The organism is Poseidonocella sp. HB161398 (assembly GCF_005870025.1).
In the GTDB taxonomy this organism is placed as follows: Bacteria; Pseudomonadota; Alphaproteobacteria; order Rhodobacterales; family Rhodobacteraceae; genus Mangrovicoccus.
In genome coordinates this window covers 51,590-69,876 of record NZ_VATA01000015.1, presented here as the reverse complement: position 1 = coordinate 69,876, position 18,287 = coordinate 51,590, and the positions used below count along the sequence as shown (strand labels likewise).

The window sequence follows — 18,287 nt, the reverse complement described above, 5'->3', positions numbered from 1 at the left end:
GGGCCGCGCGTCCGTGCAGCCGCAGACCGTTGCCATGACCCATTGCGAAGACAGAATTCCCGTCCGGATCGCCTATATCGGCGGCGGCTCGCTGAACTGGGCGCCGAAGCTGATGGCCGACCTGGCCCAGGACCGGCGCCTCGCGGCCGAGGTCCGCCTCTACGACCTCGACGGCGCCGCCGCCCGGCGCAATGCCGCGATGGGCGCCCGCTTTGGCGCCGCCTCGGCGGGAACGCCCGCGCGCTACCTGGCCAGCGGCAGTCTGGCCGAAGCGCTGGCCGGGGCGGAGATCGTCGTGGTCTCGATCCTGCCCGGCCGGTTCGAGGACATGGCGCAGGATATCGGCATCCCGGCGCGCTACGGCATCGCGCAGTCGGTCGGCGACACGGTGGGGCCGGGCGGCTTCCTGCGGGCGATGCGCGCCATCCCGATGCTGGCGGAGATCGGCCGCGCCATCGCGCTGCACGCGCCGGAGGCCCATGTCTGCAACCTGACCAACCCGATGAGCGTCCTGACCGGCGCGCTCTACCGCGCCTTCCCCGGGATCCGCGCCTGGGGCGAATGCCACGAGGTGACGAAGCTGAGAAAGCAGGTCGCCTGGATCGCCAACCGCGAGGCGGGCGCAGAGCGCTACAGCCATCGCGATGTCGAGGCGAATGTCCTGGGGATCAACCATTTCACCTTCGCCGACCGGATCGCGCTGAGGGGCCGGGACATGCTGCCGGCCTATCGCGACTTCGCCCGCGCCCATGCCGCATCGGGTTGGGTCGCGGCGGAGCCCGATCCGGCGGACGAGCACGAACGCTATTTCGGCGACCGCTCGAAGGTGAAGTTCGACCTCTTCCGCCGCTTCGGCATCCCCGCGGCAGCAGGCGACCGGCACCTGGCGGAGTTCCTGCCCGCCGCCGAGTATCTCGATGATGCCGCGCGCTGGAGCTTCGGGCTGACCCCGGTAGAGTACCGGCAGCGCGAGCAGGCCGCCAAGCGCACCCGCGCCGAGGCGCTGGCCGCGGGCGGGGGCGTTCCGGCGCCAGAGCGCTCGGACGAGGCGCTGGTCGACCAGATCGTCGCGCTCTGCGCCGGCGAGCCCTTCGTGTCGAACGTCAACCTGCCCAATCGCGGGCAGATCGCGGGGCTGCCCCAGGGCGCGGTGGTGGAGACCAATGCGGTCTTCTCCGGGCTCGGCGCGACGCCGGTCATGGCCGGACGGCTGCCGCCCGCGCTCGAGGCCGTCGCCGCGGATCACGCGGCCCGCCAGAGCGCGCTTCTCGATGCCGTGATGGCAGGCGAGGCGGGCGCGCTCTTCCCGCTCTTCTCTTCCGATCCGCTGGTGGCGCCTCTCGGCGAGGCGCGGGCGCGGAGCCTGTTCCAGGAGATGATCGCCGCCACCGGCGCCTGGATTCCCGAGACCCTGAAAGGAGCCGCATGATGGGTGGCGAAAGCAAATGGATGGGGCTGTGGTACGTATCGCCCTACGTGATCGGGCTGCTGCTCTTCACGGCGTTCCCGTTCCTCGCATCCTTCTATCTCAGCTTCACCGACTACGACCTGCTCAACAAGCCGGAATGGGTGGGCCTGCACAACTACGAGAAGCTCTTCACCCGCGACCGGACCTTCGACAAGTCGCTGAAGGTCACGCTGATCTACGTCTTCTCGACCGTGCCGCTGAAGCTGGCCTTCGCGCTCTTCATCGCGGTCGTGCTGAACTACCGGCTGAAGGCGATCAACCTCTTCCGCACCGCCTACTACGTGCCCTCGATCCTCGGCGGCTCGGTGGCGATCGCGGTGCTGTGGCGCTACATCTTCGCCGATACCGGGCTGGTCAACATCATGCTGGGCAGCCTGGGGATCGATCCGATCAACTGGTTCGGCGATCCCACCAACGCGCTCTTCACCATCACGCTGCTGCGCTGCTGGCAGTTCGGCTCGGCCATGGTGATCTTCCTCGCCGCGCTGCAATCGGTGGACAAGTCGCTCTACGAGGCCGCGGCCATCGACGGCGCGGGCCCGTGGAAGATCTTCCGCCACATCACCCTGCCGCTGATCACCCCGGTGATCTTCTTCAACCTCATCATGCAGACGGTCCAGGCGTTCCAGGAGTTCAACGGCCCCTACATCATCACCGATGGCGGCCCGATGAAATCCACCTACCTGCTGCCGCTCTACATCTACGACAAGGCCTTCAAGAGCTTCGACATGGGCTATGCCTCCGCCATCGCCTGGGTGCTCTTCGCCATCATCATGGTCCTGACCCTCATCGCCTTCTGGTCGTCCAAGAAGTGGGTCTACTACGCCGGCGACAAGAGGAGCTGATCCATGGCCGCCATTACCGACATCCCCGTCCGGAAAGGCTCCGAGCCGCCGACCGCCATCGAGCTGAAGCACCGCCGCAAGGCGCTGCGCTCCTCGATCCTGCGCTACAGCCTGCTGACCATCGTCGGGCTGATCATGATCTACCCGCTGATCTGGCTGGTCGGCGCCTCCTTCAAGACCAATGCCGAGATGTTCTCCTCGGCCGGGTTCTGGCCGAAGAACCCGACGATCTCGGGCTATATCGAAGGCTGGCAGACCTCGACGCCCTACACGTTCGGCCGGTTCTTCGTGAACACGATGTGGATCATCATCCCCAAGACCATCGGCACGGCGATCTCCTGCACGCTGGTGGCCTACGGCTTCGCCCGCTTCGAGTTCCCGGGCAAGAAGTTCCTGTTCATGACCGTCATCGCGACGCTGCTCCTGCCGAACGTGGTCACGCGGATCCCGCAGTACCTGCTGTTCCGCGACATCGGCTGGCTCGACAGCTTCCTGCCGCTCTGGGTGCCCTCGGCACTGGCGGGCGACGCGTTCTTCGTCTTCATGGTGATCCAGTTCCTGCGCGCCATCCCGCGCGACATGGAGGAGGCCGCCCGGGTCGACGGCGCGACCACGCTGCAGACGCTGATCTACATCGTGGTGCCGATGCTGATGCCCGCGCTGATCTCGGTCTGCCTGTTCCAGTTCATGTGGACGATGAACGACTTCCTCGGGCCGCTGATCTACATCTCGTCGGTCGAGAAATACCCGGTGAGCCTGGCGCTCAAGCTCTCCATCGACACGACCGAGGCCTTTGCCTGGAACCAGATCCTCGCAATGTCGGTCCTCGCGCTCGCCCCGTCTCTCATCGTGTTCTTCATGGCACAGAAATACTTCATCGAAGGCATCTCGTCCGGAGGAGTCAAAGGCTGATGGCTGAACTTCAACTCAAAGGGGTCGAGAAGACCTACGGCAACGGCTTCAAGGCGGTCCACGGGATCAACCTCGATGTCCAGGAAGGCGAATTCATGGTGCTGGTGGGGCCTTCGGGCTGCGCCAAGTCCACCACGCTGCGGATGATCGCCGGGCTCGAGACCGTCACCGGCGGCGAGATCCGCATCGGCGACAACGTGGTCAACGACCTCGTCCCGGGCAAGCGCGGCATCGCCATGGTGTTCCAGAACTACGCACTCTATCCGCATATGAAAGTGCGCCGCAACCTGGGCTTCGGCCTGCAGCTCAGGGGCAAGCCCAAGGACGAGATCGCCACGGCGACCGGCGAGGTGTCGGAAATCCTCGAGATCGAGAAGCTTCTCGACCGGCTGCCGAAGCAGCTCTCCGGCGGGCAGGCGCAGCGGGTCGCGGTGGGGCGCGCGCTGATCAAGCACCCGGATGTCTTCCTCTTCGACGAGCCGCTGTCGAACCTCGACGCCAAGCTGCGCGCCGCGATGCGGGTCAGGATCACCGACCTGCACAAGCGGCTGAAGGCCGAGGGGCGCCCGGCGACGGTGGTCTACGTGACCCATGACCAGGTCGAGGCGATGACCATGGGCGACCGCATCTGCGTGATGAAGGACGGCCATATCATGCAGGTCGCCGATCCGGTGACGCTCTACGAACGGCCGGCAAACGCCTTCGTCGCGGGCTTCATCGGCATGCCCGAGATGAACCTCGTCCCGGTCGTGCTGACCCGCGGGCTCGGCGCGCAGGTGACGCTCGACGGGCAGACGATCGATGCGGGCGACGAGCTGGCACGCAGGCTCTACTGCCAGGACGGACCCGTCACGCTCGGCATCCGGCCGCAGCATCTGGGCGTCGTCCCCGCGGGCAGCCCCAACAGCCTGACCGGCACCGTGACCAATATCGAGTTCATGGGCCACGAGGTGAACCTGCACGCCAAGGTCGGCAACGCCGCCTTCGTCGCGGTGGTGCCCTCCGAGGCTTTCGACCGCGCGACACAGCGCGGCGACAAGGTCGGGCTGACCGTCTCGGGCGGCCATGCGCATGTCTTCGATGTCTCCTCGGGCGAGAATGTCTCGCTCAGGGGACAGCTCAACTGACCATCCAAGGGAGGAAACAGGATGAAAACGGCACTGATGGGCCTCGCCCTTGCCACCACGGCCCTCGCCGGGTCCGCCCAGGCGGCAGAGCTCAGGATGAGCTGGTGGGGCGGCGACAGCCGCCACCTGGCCACGCAGGAGGCGCTCAAGGTCTGCGGCGAGAAGCACGGCCACACGATCAAGCCGGAATTCACCGGCTGGCAGGGCCATTTCGAGAAGGTCGCGACCCAGATCGCGGGCCGGACCGAGGCGGACATCATGCAGATCAACTGGCCCTGGCTGCCGATCTTCTCGGCGCGCGGCGACGGCTTCGCCGACCTGGAGCAGTTCGACGCGATCGACCTGTCGAACTGGACCCCCGAGCAGCTGGAAGCCGGGCGCCGCAACGGCGTGCTGAACGGCCTGCCGGTCTCGACCACGGGACGGCTCTTCGTCTTCAACAAGACCACCTATGACAAGGCCGGGCTGGAGCTGCCGAAGACCTGGGACGACCTGCTGGCCGCCGGCCCGATCTTCCAGGAGAAGCTGGGCGACGCCTACTACCCGTTCGAGGGCATCGCGCTCGACGGCACGCTGCTGGTGACGCTCTACGGCACGCAGAAGACCGGCAAGCCGCTGATCGACCCCGAAACCAACGAGATCCTGTGGTCGGTCGAAGAGCTCGCCGACGCGATCACCTTCTACCAGAAGCTGGTCGACAACCACGTGATCCAGCCCTGGTCGGACGTGCTGGCCGCGGGCAACCTGCCGATCCACGAATACCCGAAATGGACCAAGGGCGAGATCGGCGGCAGCTACCAGTGGGACAGCACCTACTTCAAGATCTCCGATCCGATGGAGGAGGGGCAGGAGCTGGTCTATACCGGCATCATCGACCAGGCGGGCGAGAAGACCGAAGGCGTCTACCGCAAGGCCTCGATGGTCTTCGCCATCTCCAAGCATTCCGACAATCCCGAAGCCGCGGCCGAGATCGTCAACTGCCTGCTGAACGAGCCCGAGGGCATCGCCGCCATGGGCTCCGCCCGCGGCGTCCCCGCCTCCAAGGCGGCGCTGACGCAGCTGACCGAGTCCGGCGTGCTGAAGCCGATGCAGATCGAGGCGCAGGAGCTGGTGATCGACGCCGAGGGCCCGGCCATCCACCCCTACATGGAACACCCCGATGTCCGCTCCGCGATGGAGGACAATCTCGAGCTCTTCGCCTATGGCGAAATCGACGCGGAAACCGCCGCCGACGAGATGATCTACGCCATCCAGGAAGCGCTCGACGACATCAAGTCCTGAGGTTCCTCCCCGGGGGCGCGGCGGTCCGCTGCCGCGCCCCGCTCTTTCTTCCAGAAGGCGCTCCCGATGACCGCTCCCCGCCTTGCCACCCTGTCCGGCCGCACGGCCACGATCCTGCTGTCGCCTCCGGGCGCGCTCTACCGGCTGCAGCATCCCGTCGCCTGGCGGCTCAGCCGCGACGGCGTGATCTACTACGAGGGCACGGCCACCACCGCGCCGGTCTTCCTCGAGGATCTGCTGCCCGGCCATGACTACCTTTTCGACAGCGACCTGGGCGACCTGGATTTCGCGACGCCGCGCTGCGCGGGGCTGGTCGATGCCGGGGATCATGGGCTGGACGAAGCCGCGCCCGACAATGCCGCCGCCCTGGCCGCGGCGGTCGCCGCGACGCCCGAGGGCGGCACGCTGATGCTGCCCCGCGGCCGCTATCTTACGGGGCCGATCTTCCTGAAGCCCGGCATCACCTTCTGGCTGCCCGAAGGCGCCGAGCTTGCCGGCAAGGGCGAGCGCGCCGGCTGGCCTCAGCTGCCCGCGCGCGACGCGCAGGGCCGGGTCGTCGGCACCTGGGAGGGCCTGCCCGCAACCTCCTTCGCCTCGGTCGTGACCGCGATCGACTGCGCGGGGCTGAAGATCACCGGCCGCGGCACCATCGACGGCGGCGGCGACCGCGGCGACTGGTGGAGCTGGCCGAAGGAGACCCGCGAGGGCGCCCGCCGTCCGCGGACGCTGTTCCTCGCCCATTCCCCGGATGTCGAGCTCTCGGGCCTGACCATCCGCAATTCGCCCAGCTGGACGGTGCATCCCTTCCGCTGCGACCGGCTGACCGCCGCGGGGCTCTTCATCCAGAACCCGCCCGACAGCCCCAATACCGACGGGTTCGATCCCGAAAGCTGCGAGGACGTGACGCTGGCGGGGCTGCATTTCTCGGTCGGCGACGACTGCATCGCGGTCAAGGCCGGCAAGCGCGCGCCGGGGCAGGCGGACCATCTGGCGCCGACCCGCCGGCTGGCAATCACGCACTGCCATATGGAGCGCGGCCATGGCGCCGTGGTGCTCGGATCCGAGATGTCGGGCGAGATCACCGACGTGACGATCTCGGCCTGCAGCTTCGAGGGCACCGATCGCGGGCTAAGGATCAAGACGCGGCGCGGCCGGGGCGGCAAGGTCGCCCGCGTGACGCTCGACCATGTGGCGATGCAGGACGTGCCCACGCCGTTTGCCGCCAATGCCTTCTATTTCTGCGACCCCGACGGCCGCGACGACTGGGTGCAGAGCCGCGCCCCCGCGACGGTCGACGAGACCACGCCGCTGATCGGCGACATCACCTTCCGCGACGTGACCGCGACCGGTGTCCGCCTGGCGGTCGTGGCGCTCCTGGGCCTGCCCGAGCGGCCGATCCGCGGCATCGTGCTGGAACGCGTCCGCGCCAGCTTCGACCCGGAGGCGGTGGCCGAGGTGCCGCTGATGGCGCTGGGACAGGCGCCCGCGCGCCACGAGACGATCCGCGCGGACTTCGCCGAGGTGACCGGCGAGATCGAGATACTTGAGACGACGAAGGACTCCGAGCCATGCTGACCGACTATTTCGCCGCCTTCACCGCCCGCTACACGCCCTACAAGGGCGGGCCGTGGTGCTACGAGGATGGCTGCCTCTACCGCGGGCTGGAGCTCTTGCACCGCGCCACCGGCGAGGCGCGCTGGCTCGACGAGCTGCAGGCGCGCGTCGACGCCCAGATCGGCGACGGCACGGGCCTCGCGGGCTACAGCCTGTCGGACTACAATATCGACAACGTCATGTCGGGAAAGGCGCTGCTCTATCTCGACGAGGTGACGGGCGATCCGAAATACATGAAGGCCGCGGCGATCCTGATCGACCAGCTCGCGACCCATCCGCGGACGCGCTCCGGCGTCTACTGGCACAAGCTGCGCTATCCATGGCAGGTCTGGCTCGACGGGCTCTACATGGGCGCGCCCTTCCAGATCGGCTACGGGCTGAAGACCGGCGAGGAGGCGCTGGTCGAGGACGCGATCGCGCAGGTGGCCACCGCACTGGAGATGACGCAGGTCGCGGCGACCGGGCTCTATGCCCATGCGATGGACGAGGCGCGCAAGCAGCCCTGGTCGGACCCCGAGACCGGCCATAACAAGGCGCACTGGTCTCGCGCGCTCGGCTGGCTGGCGATGGCGCTGGTGGATATCGCCGATCTGGCGGGACCCGAGCGCTTCCGCCCGCTCGAGGCGCGGACCCGGGCGCTGCTGGCGCGGATCGCCGAGCTGCGCGTGCCCGGCGGGCTCTGGCTGCAGGTGATCGACCGCCCCGATCTGGAGGGCAATTACGAGGAAAGCTCGGCCTCGGCGATGTTCGTCTATGCGCTGGAGAAGGGCGCGGGGCTGGGCCTTGCCGCCGAGCCGCCCGAGGGGCTGTTCGACATCCTCGCCGCCAAGGTGGTGCGCGAACGCGAGGATGGCGGCCAGGAGATGGCCGAGATCTGCGAGGTCGCGGGGCTGGGCTATTTCGAGAACCGCTTCCGCGACGGCTCGGCCGAGTACTACCTGACCGAGCGGCGGGTGGCCGATGACATCAAGGGCGTCGGGCCGCTGATGATGAGCTATGCCGCCCATCTCGACCGCCAGGCGGGCGCGGCGCGCGCGCAGGTGGCCTGATGCTGGACGAGACCCCGGCGCGCCCCGTGCTGAGCGAGGCGCAGGCGGCGCGCTTCACCCGCGGCCAGGTGCTGGCGCGGGCGGGCCGCTTCGGCGCGGAGACCGCCGATCACTGGGATCCGGCGGCCCTGGCCTACGCCCCGCCCGCGATCACCGTCACGCCGGGCGCGCCGGGCACGGTGCAGCGCGCGGTGGAGGCGGCGATTGCCGCGGCGAAGGCCGCGGGCGAGCCGCGCCGCATCGTCCTCCGCCTGGCGCCCGGCGCGCATCCGGGCCTTGTCTACCTGCCGAAAGTGCGGGTCGGCACGGGCTGGCTGAGTTTCGCGATCGAGGGCGAGGGCGCCGAGCTGGCGGACGTGATCGACGCCGAGATGACCGGCGAAGAATACCGCCGCCGCTTCGCCGCCCAGTTCGAGGGGGCGGGCGCGGAGACCCGCGCGATCTTCGAGCGGATCGCGGCGCGGGACAAGATCACCACCGCCAATGCCTCGGTACTGCGCGTCGAGGCGGACGGCACGCGGCTTTCGGGCTTCGCGGTGTCGAACGGCTATAATTGCGACCGTCCCGAGGCGATGGACAAGCCGACCTCCTTCAACGCCCTGGGCCAGGCCGGCAGCGGCCAGCACCAGGCGGTCGCGCTGCTCTCGGCCGGGGCGGACCGGCTGCATGCCACCGGGCTGCGGCTCTCGAGCTTCCAGGACACGCTCTACCTGCAGGGCCCGAAACACGGCACCGTGCGCGCCTGCCTCGAGGGTTGCGAGATCGAGGGCGATGTCGATTTCATCTTCGGCCAGGCCACGGCCTGGTTCCAGGGCTGCACCATCCGCTCGCGCGGCAGCCGGGCGGAGATGGCCTGGGCGACCGCGCCCGCGACGAATATCCGCGCGGCCTACGGCTTCGTCTTCGACGATTGCGACTTCGCCCATGACGGCAGCGACCGGGCGCTGGCGGGGCGGTTCCAGCTCGGGCGGCAATGGTTCGAGGGGGTGCGCGCCACGCCCTATGGCAGCTCGCCGGTCGCGGGCTTCTCCTGCCGGCTTGGCGATGCCTCCGCCTATGATCCGCCCTCGGGCACGATCAGCCGGGAGACACTGGAATCCGTCGGCAAATGCGTGGTGCTGAACTCGCGGATCGGCGCGCATGTCCATGCCACGGCGCCCTGGGGCGACTGGAATGGCGGCGACCGCGATCCCGAGGGGCGCTACCGCGCCGCACCCTGGCATCCCCGCTTCCGCCCGGTGCAGACCGGCCCGGCGGATTTCCTGCGGCTGCTCGGGCCCTGGCTGGCGGCCGAGGGGCTGGATTACGGCGATCTCGACCCGGAAGAGCCCTGGCTGGGCGAATACGGCAGCCGCAGCTAGATCCAGCCGAGCAGGCGCCACCAGAGGAAATCGAGCGGCACCAGCACCAGGAAGGTGAAGGCGGCGAGGATCAGGAGCGCCTTGACGATCACCCGCGGCGGCTCCTTGGCGAGGCCGAGCGCGATCAGCACCGGCGGCGCCTGGTAGGGCAGGAGCACGGTGGAGAAGCCGATGACCTGGGTCATCAGCACCGTCTCCACCGGCAGCCCGGTCTGCTCGGCCAGCTGCCCGGCCAGCGGGGTCAGCACCGCCGGCACGCCCGGCATGGTGGCGATCACCGCCGTCAGCGTCGACAGCAGCGACAGCGAGACGAAATTCAGGAAGTCGCGCCCCGGCGCCATCGGCAGGACCGAGCTGACCAGATCGGCCAGAACCGCGCCCAGCCCGGCATGGCTGACCACCGCGCCGAGGCCCAGAACGCCCGAGACCAGGAGCAGCGTCGGGAAATCGGCGGACTCGCGGAACTGCGCCGGGGTGACGAAGCCGGTCTTCGGCAGGAGCAGCACCACCGCCGCGGCAAGCCCGACCCAGGCGGGGTTGATCCCGTGCACCCGGTCGGTCGTCCAGAAGAGCAGCGTCACCAGCAGGATCGCCATCAGCCAGAGCTGGCGCCGCCCGGCCTCCATCCCGGCAGCGGGCGCGGGCTGGTGCGGCACGGTCTCGGCCGGGAAGAGCCGCAGGATCAGCGCGACCAGCAGCACGCAGCGGCCGAGACCGAGGATCGGGAAATGCAGCATCAGGTAGTCGGCATAGCCGAAATGGACGTCGAGGATGCTGTCGGCGGCCCCGGTCAGCACCATGTTGGGCAGGTTCGCGGGCAGGATGGCGAAGCCCGGGATATTGGCGGCGAAGGCGATGCAGACGGCGACACCGGTGCGGCCCCGGCTGCCCGGCTCCAGCCCCAGCGTGTCGGCAAGCGCCATGCCGATCGGCACCAGCAGCATCGCGCGGCCCACCGAGGAGGGCATCAGGAAGCCGAGCACCGTGCCCATCAGCATCAGCCCGCCGATCAGCATCGGATAGCTGCGCGACAGGTGCGGCGCGGCGGCCTCGGCCAGCCGCTGCCCCAGCCCGGTGACCTGGATCGCCTTGCCGATGACGAAGCCCGAGGTGACGAGCCAGATCGCCGCCGAGGTGTAGCCCGAGAAGACCAGCTCGGGCGGGGCCAGCCCCGAGATCAGCAGCGCGGCGAAGAAGCCCATCGCGGTCAGGAAGGGCGGCACGAGCGAGGTCGCCCAGAGCCCGAGCGTGACGATCACCACCGCCAGGGTCCGCGCCTGCAGCGGATCGAGCGCCGCGGGCGGGCGCAGCGCCAGCGCCAGGGCCAGCGCGGCGATGGCGGCCATCAGGATCTGCCTGCCGTATGTCATGGGCGCTTTCCTTCTTCGGTGCGGGCACTGGATAGCCAAGCGTCCGTTCGGGGGAAAGCGCGCCCGGCCGGCATTTTCGCCGCAACCGGGCCGGATCTGACGGGCGCTGCGGGCCCGGATCAGCTCTGGCGGCAGTAGATCGGAATGGCGTCATCCATGGGTTGCGTCCCGCCCCGTCCGGCGGCGGCCTCGGCCGCGGCGCGGCGGCGGGCGCGGATCATGTTGACCTGCCGGAATTCCTCGAGCCCGGTCACCTCGCGGCCGAGCCAGGGCGGGCGGGCGAAGTCGGCGCCCTCGGAGGGCAGCTCGATCTCGGCGAAGACCGTGCCCTCGAGCAGGCCCTCGAATTCGTCCACCGTCCATTCGAAGCCGCCGAAGGCGACATGGTGGCGGGTCTTCTCCAGCACCCCGTGCGGGCAATGCGCGGCCAGCATCTGCTCGGCATCCGCGGGCGGGATGTCGTATTCGAATTCGTCGCGGCTATAGCCGGTGCGCGGTCCCTTGACGGTCAGCGTCGCCCGCCCGTCATAGAAGCGGACGCGGATCTTGCGGCCCTCGACATGCGACAGCAGCCCGTCGCGCAGCCGCTGCCTGCGCAGGACGGCCGTTCTCCAGCCGTCGCCGGTCACCAGGAACTTGCGTTCGATTTCCTTCGCCATGTCCTCAACCCAGCGCTTGCCGCCACAGGCGGCATGGCCCCACGGCCATGCCCGGAAGTGTTTCCTAGCGCGGAAAAAGTCAATCCGGTTTTCGCCCAATCATTCAGCATACAGCCCGGAAGAGCGCCTCACTCTGCGGCAGACTTGAGCTGGGCCATCAGGAAGCGGAACTTCTCGCCCTGCACGGCGACATGGGCGCGCAGATCGGCCGCCGCACGCTCGCCGTCGCCCGCGCGCAGCGCCGCGACGATCTCCTCGTGCTCGCCCATGGATTGCGGCAGCCGCCCGCGCAGCCTGAGCTGCATCCGCCGGAAGGGCTTCAGCCGCCGGTGGAGCGCACCGGTTTCCTGCGCCAGGAAGGCATTGCCGGACTCGCGGTAGATGATGTGGTGGAAGCGCTCGTTCTCCAGGTAGTAGGCATCGGCATCCTGCGTCGTCACCGCGCGGCGGCACATGGCATTCGCCGCGTCGAGCTCGGCCAGCGCGGCATCGCTGATCCGCCCGGCGGCGAGACGGCCGCAGACCGCCTCCATCTCCGCCATCACCTCGAACATCTCCATCAGCTCGACCGGCCCCGGCTGGCGGACGAAGACACCGCGGCGCGGCAGCTGCTCGACCAGGCCCGAAAGCGCCAGCTTCTGCAGGGCCTCGCGCAAGGGCGTGCGCGAGACGCCGAACTGCTCGGCCAGCCGCACCTCGTCCAGCCGTTCGCCATCGGCGAAGGTGCCGTCGCAGATGCGTTCCTCCAGCTCGGCGGCGATGATGTCGGCGCGGCGTGGTTCCATGGCGGTGACCCCTTCTTTCGGATTCAACCCGGCTTTTTTTGTATACAAGGAGGTTGACCTGAAAAACAAGACTCGGTTAGCGTAAAAGGCGAGCGGAGGCACATCCGCCGTTCCAAGGGAGGAAAACATGAAGCTCAAGCTGACCACGGCCATCGCCACGATGGCCGTCCTCGCGGGCATGACCGCGGCCGGGGCCACCGAGCTGCGCCTGTCGCATCAATGGTCCGACAAGGATGTCCGCCACCAGGTGGCGCAGATCGTCGCCGACGAGGTCTCGGCCGCCGGCGTCGACCTCGACATCAGGATATTTCCCAGCCAGTCGCTGTTCAAGGCGCGCGAGCAGTACAAGCCCCTGAGCCGCGGCCAGCTCGACATGACGGTCCTGCCGCTGAGCTATGCCGGGGGCCAGCAGCCGGCCTACAACCTGACGCTGATGCCCGGGCTGGTGAAGAACCACGACCATGCCGCGCGGCTGACCGAGAGCCCCTTCATGGACGAGCTCGAGAAGATCATGGCCGGGGATGACGTCATGGTGCTGGTCCATGGCTACCTGGCGGGCGGCTTCGCGGGCAAGGAAGGCTGCATCACCGCGCCCGACGACGTGAAAGGGCTGCAGACCCGCGCGGCCGGCAAGGCCTTCGAGCAGATGCTGGCCGGGGCAGGGGCCTCGATCGCCTCGATGGCGTCGTCGGAAATCTACAACGCCATGCAGACCGGCGTGCTCGACGCGGCGAACACCTCGTCCTCGTCCTTCGTCAGCTACCGCATCTACGAGCAGGTCGCCTGCTACACCCCGCCCGGCGACTATGCGCTGTGGTTCATGTACCAGCCTCTGCTGATCAACAAGACGACCTTCGAGAAGCTCGACGCCCCGCAGCAGGAGGCGCTTCTGGCCGCCTCCGCCAAGGCCCAGGCCTTCTACCTGGAGGAGGCCAAGAAGGAGGACGCGGAATCGCGCCGGGTCTTCGAGGAGAACGGCGTCGAGATCAAGGACATGACCGCGGAGGAGTTCGACGCCTGGCGCGCCATCGCGCAGGAGACCTCCTACAAGGCCTTCGTCGCGGAGACCGACGATGACGGCCAGACCCTGCTCGACATGGCGCTGGCCGTCGAGTGACCGCCGGGGGCGGCCGCGTCCGCCCCCCGCCTGACCCGGAAACCGGAGCCTGACCCATGGCAACCCATTCCTTCGCCGTGACCGCGCGCACGGGCGATAACGGATTCCTGCGCGCAGTCGCCGCGCTCTCGACCGTCGCGGGCTGGTGCTCGGCGGCGATGGTCGTGGCGGCCGTCATCATCACCTGCCAGATGATCTTCATCCGCTTCGTTCTGAACGGCTCCACCGTCTGGCAGACCGAGGCGGTGATCTACCTCGTCATCGCCGCCACGCTGGTCGGGCTGCCCTATGTGCAGCGGCTGCGCGGCCATGTGAATGTCGACCTGATCCCGCTGGCCCTGCATGGCCGCGCGCGCCGGGTGCTGTGCATCGTGACGCTCGGCCTCTCGATCGCCATCGTCGCGGTGATGTTCTGGCATGGCTACGAGTTCTGGCATTTCGCCTGGGACCGCGGCTGGCGCTCGGACAGCGTCTGGGGGGTGAAGCTGTGGATCCCCTACCTGTCGATCCCGGTGGGCTTCGGCCTGCTGCTGCTGCAGCTCGTCGCCGACATGGTGGCGCTCGTGACCGGCGTCGACCGGCCCTTCAACCTGGAGAGCGACTGATGGATCCGCTACTTCTCGCCGCGATCGTGGCCATTGCCACCATCCTGGTGCTCTTCTCCGGCGTCTCCGTGGCGCTCGGGCTGCTGATCGTCTCGGCGGGCTTCCTGATCGTCTTCGACGGGCCGCGCTCGCTGGAGCTGCTGCCCGAGATCTTCTTCGGCAAGCTCGACAATTTCGCGCTGCTGTCGATCCCGATGTTCATCATCATGGGCGCGGCCATCGCCTCCACGAGGGCGGGGGCCGACCTTTACGAGGCGCTGGAGCGCTGGCTGACGCGCATCCCGGGCGGGCTTGTGATCTCGAACCTGGGCGCCTGCGCGCTCTTCGCGGCGATGTCCGGCTCCTCGCCCGCGACCTGCGCGGCGATCGGCAAGATGGGCATCCCCGAGATGCGCAAGCGCGGCTTTCCCGACGGGGTGGCGGCGGGCTCGATCGCGGCGGGCGGCACGCTCGGCATCCTGATCCCGCCCTCGGTCACGATGATCGTCTACGGCATCGCCACCGAAACCTCGATCGGGCGGCTCTTCCTCGCCGGGCTCCTGCCGGGGCTGATGCTGGTGGCGCTCTTCATGGCCTGGTCGATCTGGTCGACCTGGCGCTCGGGCGACGCGCTGGCGCTATCCGCAGGCAGCTATTCCTGGCGCGAGAAGCTGGAGATCCTGCCCCGCGTCGTGCCCTTCCTGATCATCATCGCGGGCGTGCTCTACGCCATGTACGGCGGCATCGCCACGCCCTCGGAGACGGCCGCGGTCGGCGCGATCCTGTGCCTCCTGATCGCAATGATCATCTACTCGCTCTGGTCGCCGCGGGCGATCTGGACCGTGCTCAGGGACAGCACGAAGGAGTCGGTGATGATCCTCTTCATCATCGCGGCGGCCGGCGTCTTCTCCTACATGCTGTCCTCGCTCTACATCACCCAGTCGATCGCCGAATGGATCAGCCAGCTCGAGGTCAACCGCTGGGTGCTGATGGGCACGATCAACGTCTTCCTGCTGGTCGCGGGCTTCTTCCTGCCGCCGGTGGCGGTGATCCTGATGGCGGCGCCGATCCTGATGCCGATCATCGAGACGGCGGGCTTCGACGCGGTCTGGTTCGCGGTGGTGCTGACCATCAACATGGAAATCGGGCTGATCTCGCCGCCCGTGGGGCTGAACCTCTATGTCATCAACGGCATCGCGCCCGACATCAAGCTGAAGACGATCCTCTACGGCTCGCTGCCCTATGTGGCCTGCATGGTGGCCGGGATCGTTCTCTTGTGCCTATTCCCGGGCATCGCCACCTGGCTGCCCGACCTGGTGATGGGGGCGGAGCCATGACGCTTCTCGCCGATCTCCTCTCCACCGTCTTCGAGCGCCGGGGCCGCGGTCCCGCCGCCAAGCCGGACGGGCGCGGCATGGCCGAGCTGGCGGCGGCGCTGATGGGCGCCTCCGCCGAGACCGAGGGGCTGGCGCTGGCGCGGCAGATGCTCGACCGCTACGAGTTCCTCGACACCCGGCAGCGGGCGGCCTTCTTCCGCCATCTGGGCGAGAAGATGGACATCGACCCCGAGGCGGTGCGCGCCGCGCTCGAGGGCTATGCGGCGGCGCGCTCGGGCGACAGCTACCGCGCCTTCATCTCCGCCGCCGAGCCGCCCCGGCAGGAACTGATCCGGCGGCTGAACCAGGCGCCGGGGGCGACGCGGCGGCTGGTCGACATGCGCGCCGACCTGCTGCGGCTCCTGCGCGAGGCGCCCGAGCTGGCGCCGCTCGACCAGGATTTCCGCCATCTCTTCCGCTCCTGGTTCAACCGCGGCTTCCTGGTCTCGCGCCCGGTGACCTGGGACAGCCCGGCGAGCGTGCTGGAGAAGATCATCGCCTACGAGGCGGTCCACGCGATCCAGAGCTGGGACGACCTGCGGCTTCGGCTTGCCCCCTCGGACCGGCGCTGCTTCGGCTTCTTCCACCCGGCCATGCCGGAAGAGCCGCTGATCTTCGTCGAGGTGGCGCTGACCAGCGGCATCCCGGGCTCGATCCAGGGGCTGCTGGACGACGACCGCGCCGAGATGCCCTCGGGCGAGGCCGACACGGCGGTGTTCTACTCGATCTCGAACTGCCAGGCGGGGCTGGCCGGGATCAGCTTCGGCAATTTCCTCATCAAGCAGGTGGCCGCGGATCTCTCGGCCGAGCTGCCGGGGCTGAAGACCTTCGTCACCCTCTCGCCGATCCCGGGGCTGATGCGCTGGATCGAGGCGGAGGGGCTGGCCGCCGATCCCGAGGACCATCCCAGGATGCGGGCGCTGGCCGCGCGCTATCTTCTGCATGCGCGGCGCCCCGACGGGAAACCTGCGGACCCGGTCGCGCGTTTCCACCTGGGCAACGGCGCGCAGGTCCATGCCGTGCATGGCGGCGCCGACATCTCGCCCAACGGGCTGGCGCAATCGGGAGGCGCGATGGTGAACTACCTCTACGACCTTGCCAAGGTGACGCCGAACCACGAGGCCTATGCCCAGCGGGGCGAGATCGCCGCGTCGCAGCCCGTCCGGGCGCTCGCCGCCCAGACCGAGACCACAAGAGCCAGGGGAAAGACAGATGGCTAATCCGCTTTACGACACGCTCTTCGGCGCCCATGAGGGCAGCAGCCGTCCCTTCCTCCATCTCGCCGATGGCAGCACGCTGAGCCATTCCGACTTCCTGCGCCGCGCCGCGCGGATGGCCCATGCGCTGACCGCCTGCGGGCTTGTCCCGGGCGACCGGGTGGCCGTGCAGGTGGAGAAATCGCCCGAGGCGCTGTCGCTCTATGCCGCCGCGGTGCAGGCCGGGGTGATCTTCCTGCCGCTGAACACCGCCTATACCGCCGACGAGCTCGACTATTTCGTGACGAATTCCGGGGCCAAGCTGCTGGTCTGCGACGGCACGAAGGAAGAGGCGCTCTCGGCCATGGCGGCGCGCTGCGGCGCGCGGCTGGAGACGCTCGATGCCGACGGGTCGGGCACGCTTGCCGAGATCGCCCGCGCCATGCCCGCCGATTTCGAGACCGTGGAACGCACCGGCGGCGACCTGGCCGCCTTCCTCTACACCTCGGGCACGACGGGCCGCTCGAAAGGCGCGATGCTGACCCAGGACAACCTCCTGTCGAACGCGCTGACGCTGGTGGAGCACTGGCGCTTCACGGACGGGGACGTGCTCATCCACGCGCTGCCGATCTTCCACACCCACGGGCTGTTCGTGGCGACGAACGTGATGCTGGCCTCGGGCGGGGCGATGATCTTCCTGCCGAAATTCGATCTCGACCAGGTGCTGGCGGCGCTGCCGCGGGCGACCGCGATGATGGGCGTGCCGACCTTCTACACGCGGCTTCTGGGCGATGCGCGCTTCACCGGCGAGCTGGCCAAGGGCATGCGGCTCTTCATCTCGGGCTCCGCGCCGCTGCTGGCCGAGACCCATCGCGACTTCGAGGCGCGCACCGGCCACCGCATCCTCGAGCGCTACGGCATGACCGAGACCAACATGAACACCTCGAACCCCTATGACGGCGAGCGCCGCGCGGGCACGGTGGGCTTCCCGCTGCCGGGGGTGGAGCTGAAAGTCACCGATCCCGAGACCGGCGCGGCCCTGCCCCAGGGCGAGGTCGGCATGATCGAGGTGCGCGGACCAAATGTCTTCAAGGGCTACTGGCAGATGCCCGAGAAGACGGCGGCCGAGCTGCGCGAGGACGGGTTCTTCATCACCGGCGATCTCGGCATGGTCGATGCCGACGGCTACGTGACCATCGTCGGGCGCGGCAAGGACCTGATCATCTCGGGCGGCTACAACATCTATCCCAAGGAGATCGAGCTGGTGCTCGACGACGAGCCGGGGGTTCTGGAAAGCGCGGTGATCGGCGTGCCGCATCCCGATTTCGGCGAGACCGTGCTGGCGGTGCTGGTGGCGCAGCCCGGGGCGGAGCCCGACATCGCCCGGATCGAGGCGGATGTCGCCGAGAAGCTCGCCCGCTTCAAGCACCCGCGCCGCTACGTGATCCTGGAGGAGCTGCCGCGCAACACGATGGGCAAGGTGCAGAAGAACCTGCTGCGCGACGCCTATCGCGAAAGCTTCGCCCCCGCCTGATCCGCCGCC

Annotated in this window: 16 protein-coding genes; 13 read left to right on the top strand and 3 right to left on the bottom strand. The window is 68.6% G+C overall.

Features of this window, described 5'->3' with window-relative positions; genetic code table 11:
- Positions 1 to 34 precede the first annotated feature (34 nt).
- The 8 genes from FGX59_RS13695 to FGX59_RS13660 all read left to right on the top strand — a co-directional run bounded on the left by FGX59_RS13695 (position 35) and on the right by FGX59_RS13660 (position 9,657).
- A complete protein-coding gene (locus tag FGX59_RS13695) occupies positions 35 to 1,429 on the top strand; it encodes an alpha-galactosidase (protein WP_138467200.1) in 1,395 nt (464 codons plus the stop codon).
- The gene (locus FGX59_RS13690; RefSeq protein ID WP_138467198.1) at positions 1,429 to 2,313 is read left to right on the top strand and encodes a carbohydrate ABC transporter permease; all 885 of its coding nucleotides are present in this window, start codon (positions 1,429 to 1,431) and stop codon (positions 2,311 to 2,313) included. The genes FGX59_RS13695 and FGX59_RS13690 overlap by 1 nt, the downstream gene beginning before the upstream one ends.
- 63 nt (positions 2,314 to 2,376) lie before the next feature.
- Positions 2,377 to 3,225, top strand: a complete 849-nt coding sequence (locus tag FGX59_RS13685) for a carbohydrate ABC transporter permease (RefSeq protein ID WP_370296008.1) — start codon at positions 2,377 to 2,379, stop codon at positions 3,223 to 3,225.
- Positions 3,225 to 4,352, top strand: a complete 1,128-nt coding sequence (locus tag FGX59_RS13680) for an ABC transporter ATP-binding protein (protein ID WP_138467194.1) — start codon at positions 3,225 to 3,227, stop codon at positions 4,350 to 4,352. Before FGX59_RS13685 ends, FGX59_RS13680 begins: the two co-directional genes overlap by 1 nt.
- Before the next feature lie 21 nt (positions 4,353 to 4,373).
- On the top strand, positions 4,374 to 5,633 hold the full coding sequence (locus FGX59_RS13675) for an ABC transporter substrate-binding protein (protein ID WP_138467192.1): 1,260 nt from the start codon (positions 4,374 to 4,376) through the stop codon (positions 5,631 to 5,633).
- Positions 5,634 to 5,699: 66 nt separating this feature from the next.
- Positions 5,700 to 7,208, top strand: a complete 1,509-nt coding sequence (locus FGX59_RS13670; RefSeq protein ID WP_138467190.1) for a glycoside hydrolase family 28 protein — start codon at positions 5,700 to 5,702, stop codon at positions 7,206 to 7,208.
- Positions 7,202 to 8,296: a glycoside hydrolase family 105 protein gene (locus FGX59_RS13665; protein ID WP_138467188.1), complete on the top strand. Its 1,095-nt coding sequence runs from the start codon at positions 7,202 to 7,204 to the stop codon at positions 8,294 to 8,296. The genes FGX59_RS13670 and FGX59_RS13665 overlap by 7 nt, the downstream gene beginning before the upstream one ends.
- The gene (locus FGX59_RS13660; protein ID WP_138467186.1) at positions 8,296 to 9,657 is read left to right on the top strand and encodes a pectinesterase family protein; all 1,362 of its coding nucleotides are present in this window, start codon (positions 8,296 to 8,298) and stop codon (positions 9,655 to 9,657) included. Before FGX59_RS13665 ends, FGX59_RS13660 begins: the two co-directional genes overlap by 1 nt.
- Here the strand turns inward: FGX59_RS13660 and FGX59_RS13655 are convergent.
- From FGX59_RS13655 to FGX59_RS13645, 3 genes are all read right to left on the bottom strand, one after another.
- Positions 9,654 to 11,027, bottom strand: a complete 1,374-nt coding sequence (locus FGX59_RS13655) for an SLC13 family permease (protein ID WP_138467184.1) — start codon at positions 11,025 to 11,027, stop codon at positions 9,654 to 9,656. The genes FGX59_RS13660 and FGX59_RS13655 overlap by 4 nt on opposite strands.
- Before the next feature lie 119 nt (positions 11,028 to 11,146).
- A complete protein-coding gene (locus FGX59_RS13650; RefSeq protein WP_138467182.1) occupies positions 11,147 to 11,686 on the bottom strand; it encodes a CYTH domain-containing protein in 540 nt (179 codons plus the stop codon).
- A gap of 128 nt (positions 11,687 to 11,814) precedes the next feature.
- Positions 11,815 to 12,471: a GntR family transcriptional regulator gene (locus FGX59_RS13645; RefSeq protein ID WP_138467180.1), complete on the bottom strand. Its 657-nt coding sequence runs from the start codon at positions 12,469 to 12,471 to the stop codon at positions 11,815 to 11,817.
- A 127-nt stretch (positions 12,472 to 12,598) separates the two neighbouring features.
- On the opposite strand from FGX59_RS13645, the gene dctP reads away from it, so the two are divergent.
- From dctP to FGX59_RS13620, 5 genes are read left to right on the top strand one after another with little or no spacing between them, the layout of a single operon-like run.
- Entirely contained in the window at positions 12,599 to 13,588 is a 990-nt protein-coding gene (gene dctP / locus FGX59_RS13640) for a TRAP transporter substrate-binding protein DctP (protein ID WP_138467179.1), read from the top strand.
- Between the two features lie 56 nt (positions 13,589 to 13,644).
- Positions 13,645 to 14,193 (top strand): TRAP transporter small permease, encoded by a 549-nt coding sequence (locus tag FGX59_RS13635; RefSeq protein WP_138467177.1) that lies wholly within the window; start codon positions 13,645 to 13,647, stop codon positions 14,191 to 14,193.
- On the top strand, positions 14,193 to 15,509 hold the full coding sequence (locus tag FGX59_RS13630) for a TRAP transporter large permease (protein ID WP_138467176.1): 1,317 nt from the start codon (positions 14,193 to 14,195) through the stop codon (positions 15,507 to 15,509). The genes FGX59_RS13635 and FGX59_RS13630 overlap by 1 nt, the downstream gene beginning before the upstream one ends.
- Positions 15,506 to 16,768: a malonyl-CoA decarboxylase gene (locus FGX59_RS13625; RefSeq protein ID WP_138467174.1), complete on the top strand. Its 1,263-nt coding sequence runs from the start codon at positions 15,506 to 15,508 to the stop codon at positions 16,766 to 16,768. Before FGX59_RS13630 ends, FGX59_RS13625 begins: the two co-directional genes overlap by 4 nt.
- Positions 16,761 to 18,278, top strand: a complete 1,518-nt coding sequence (locus FGX59_RS13620; protein ID WP_138467172.1) for a malonyl-CoA synthase — start codon at positions 16,761 to 16,763, stop codon at positions 18,276 to 18,278. The genes FGX59_RS13625 and FGX59_RS13620 overlap by 8 nt, the downstream gene beginning before the upstream one ends.
- Positions 18,279 to 18,287 lie beyond the last annotated feature (9 nt).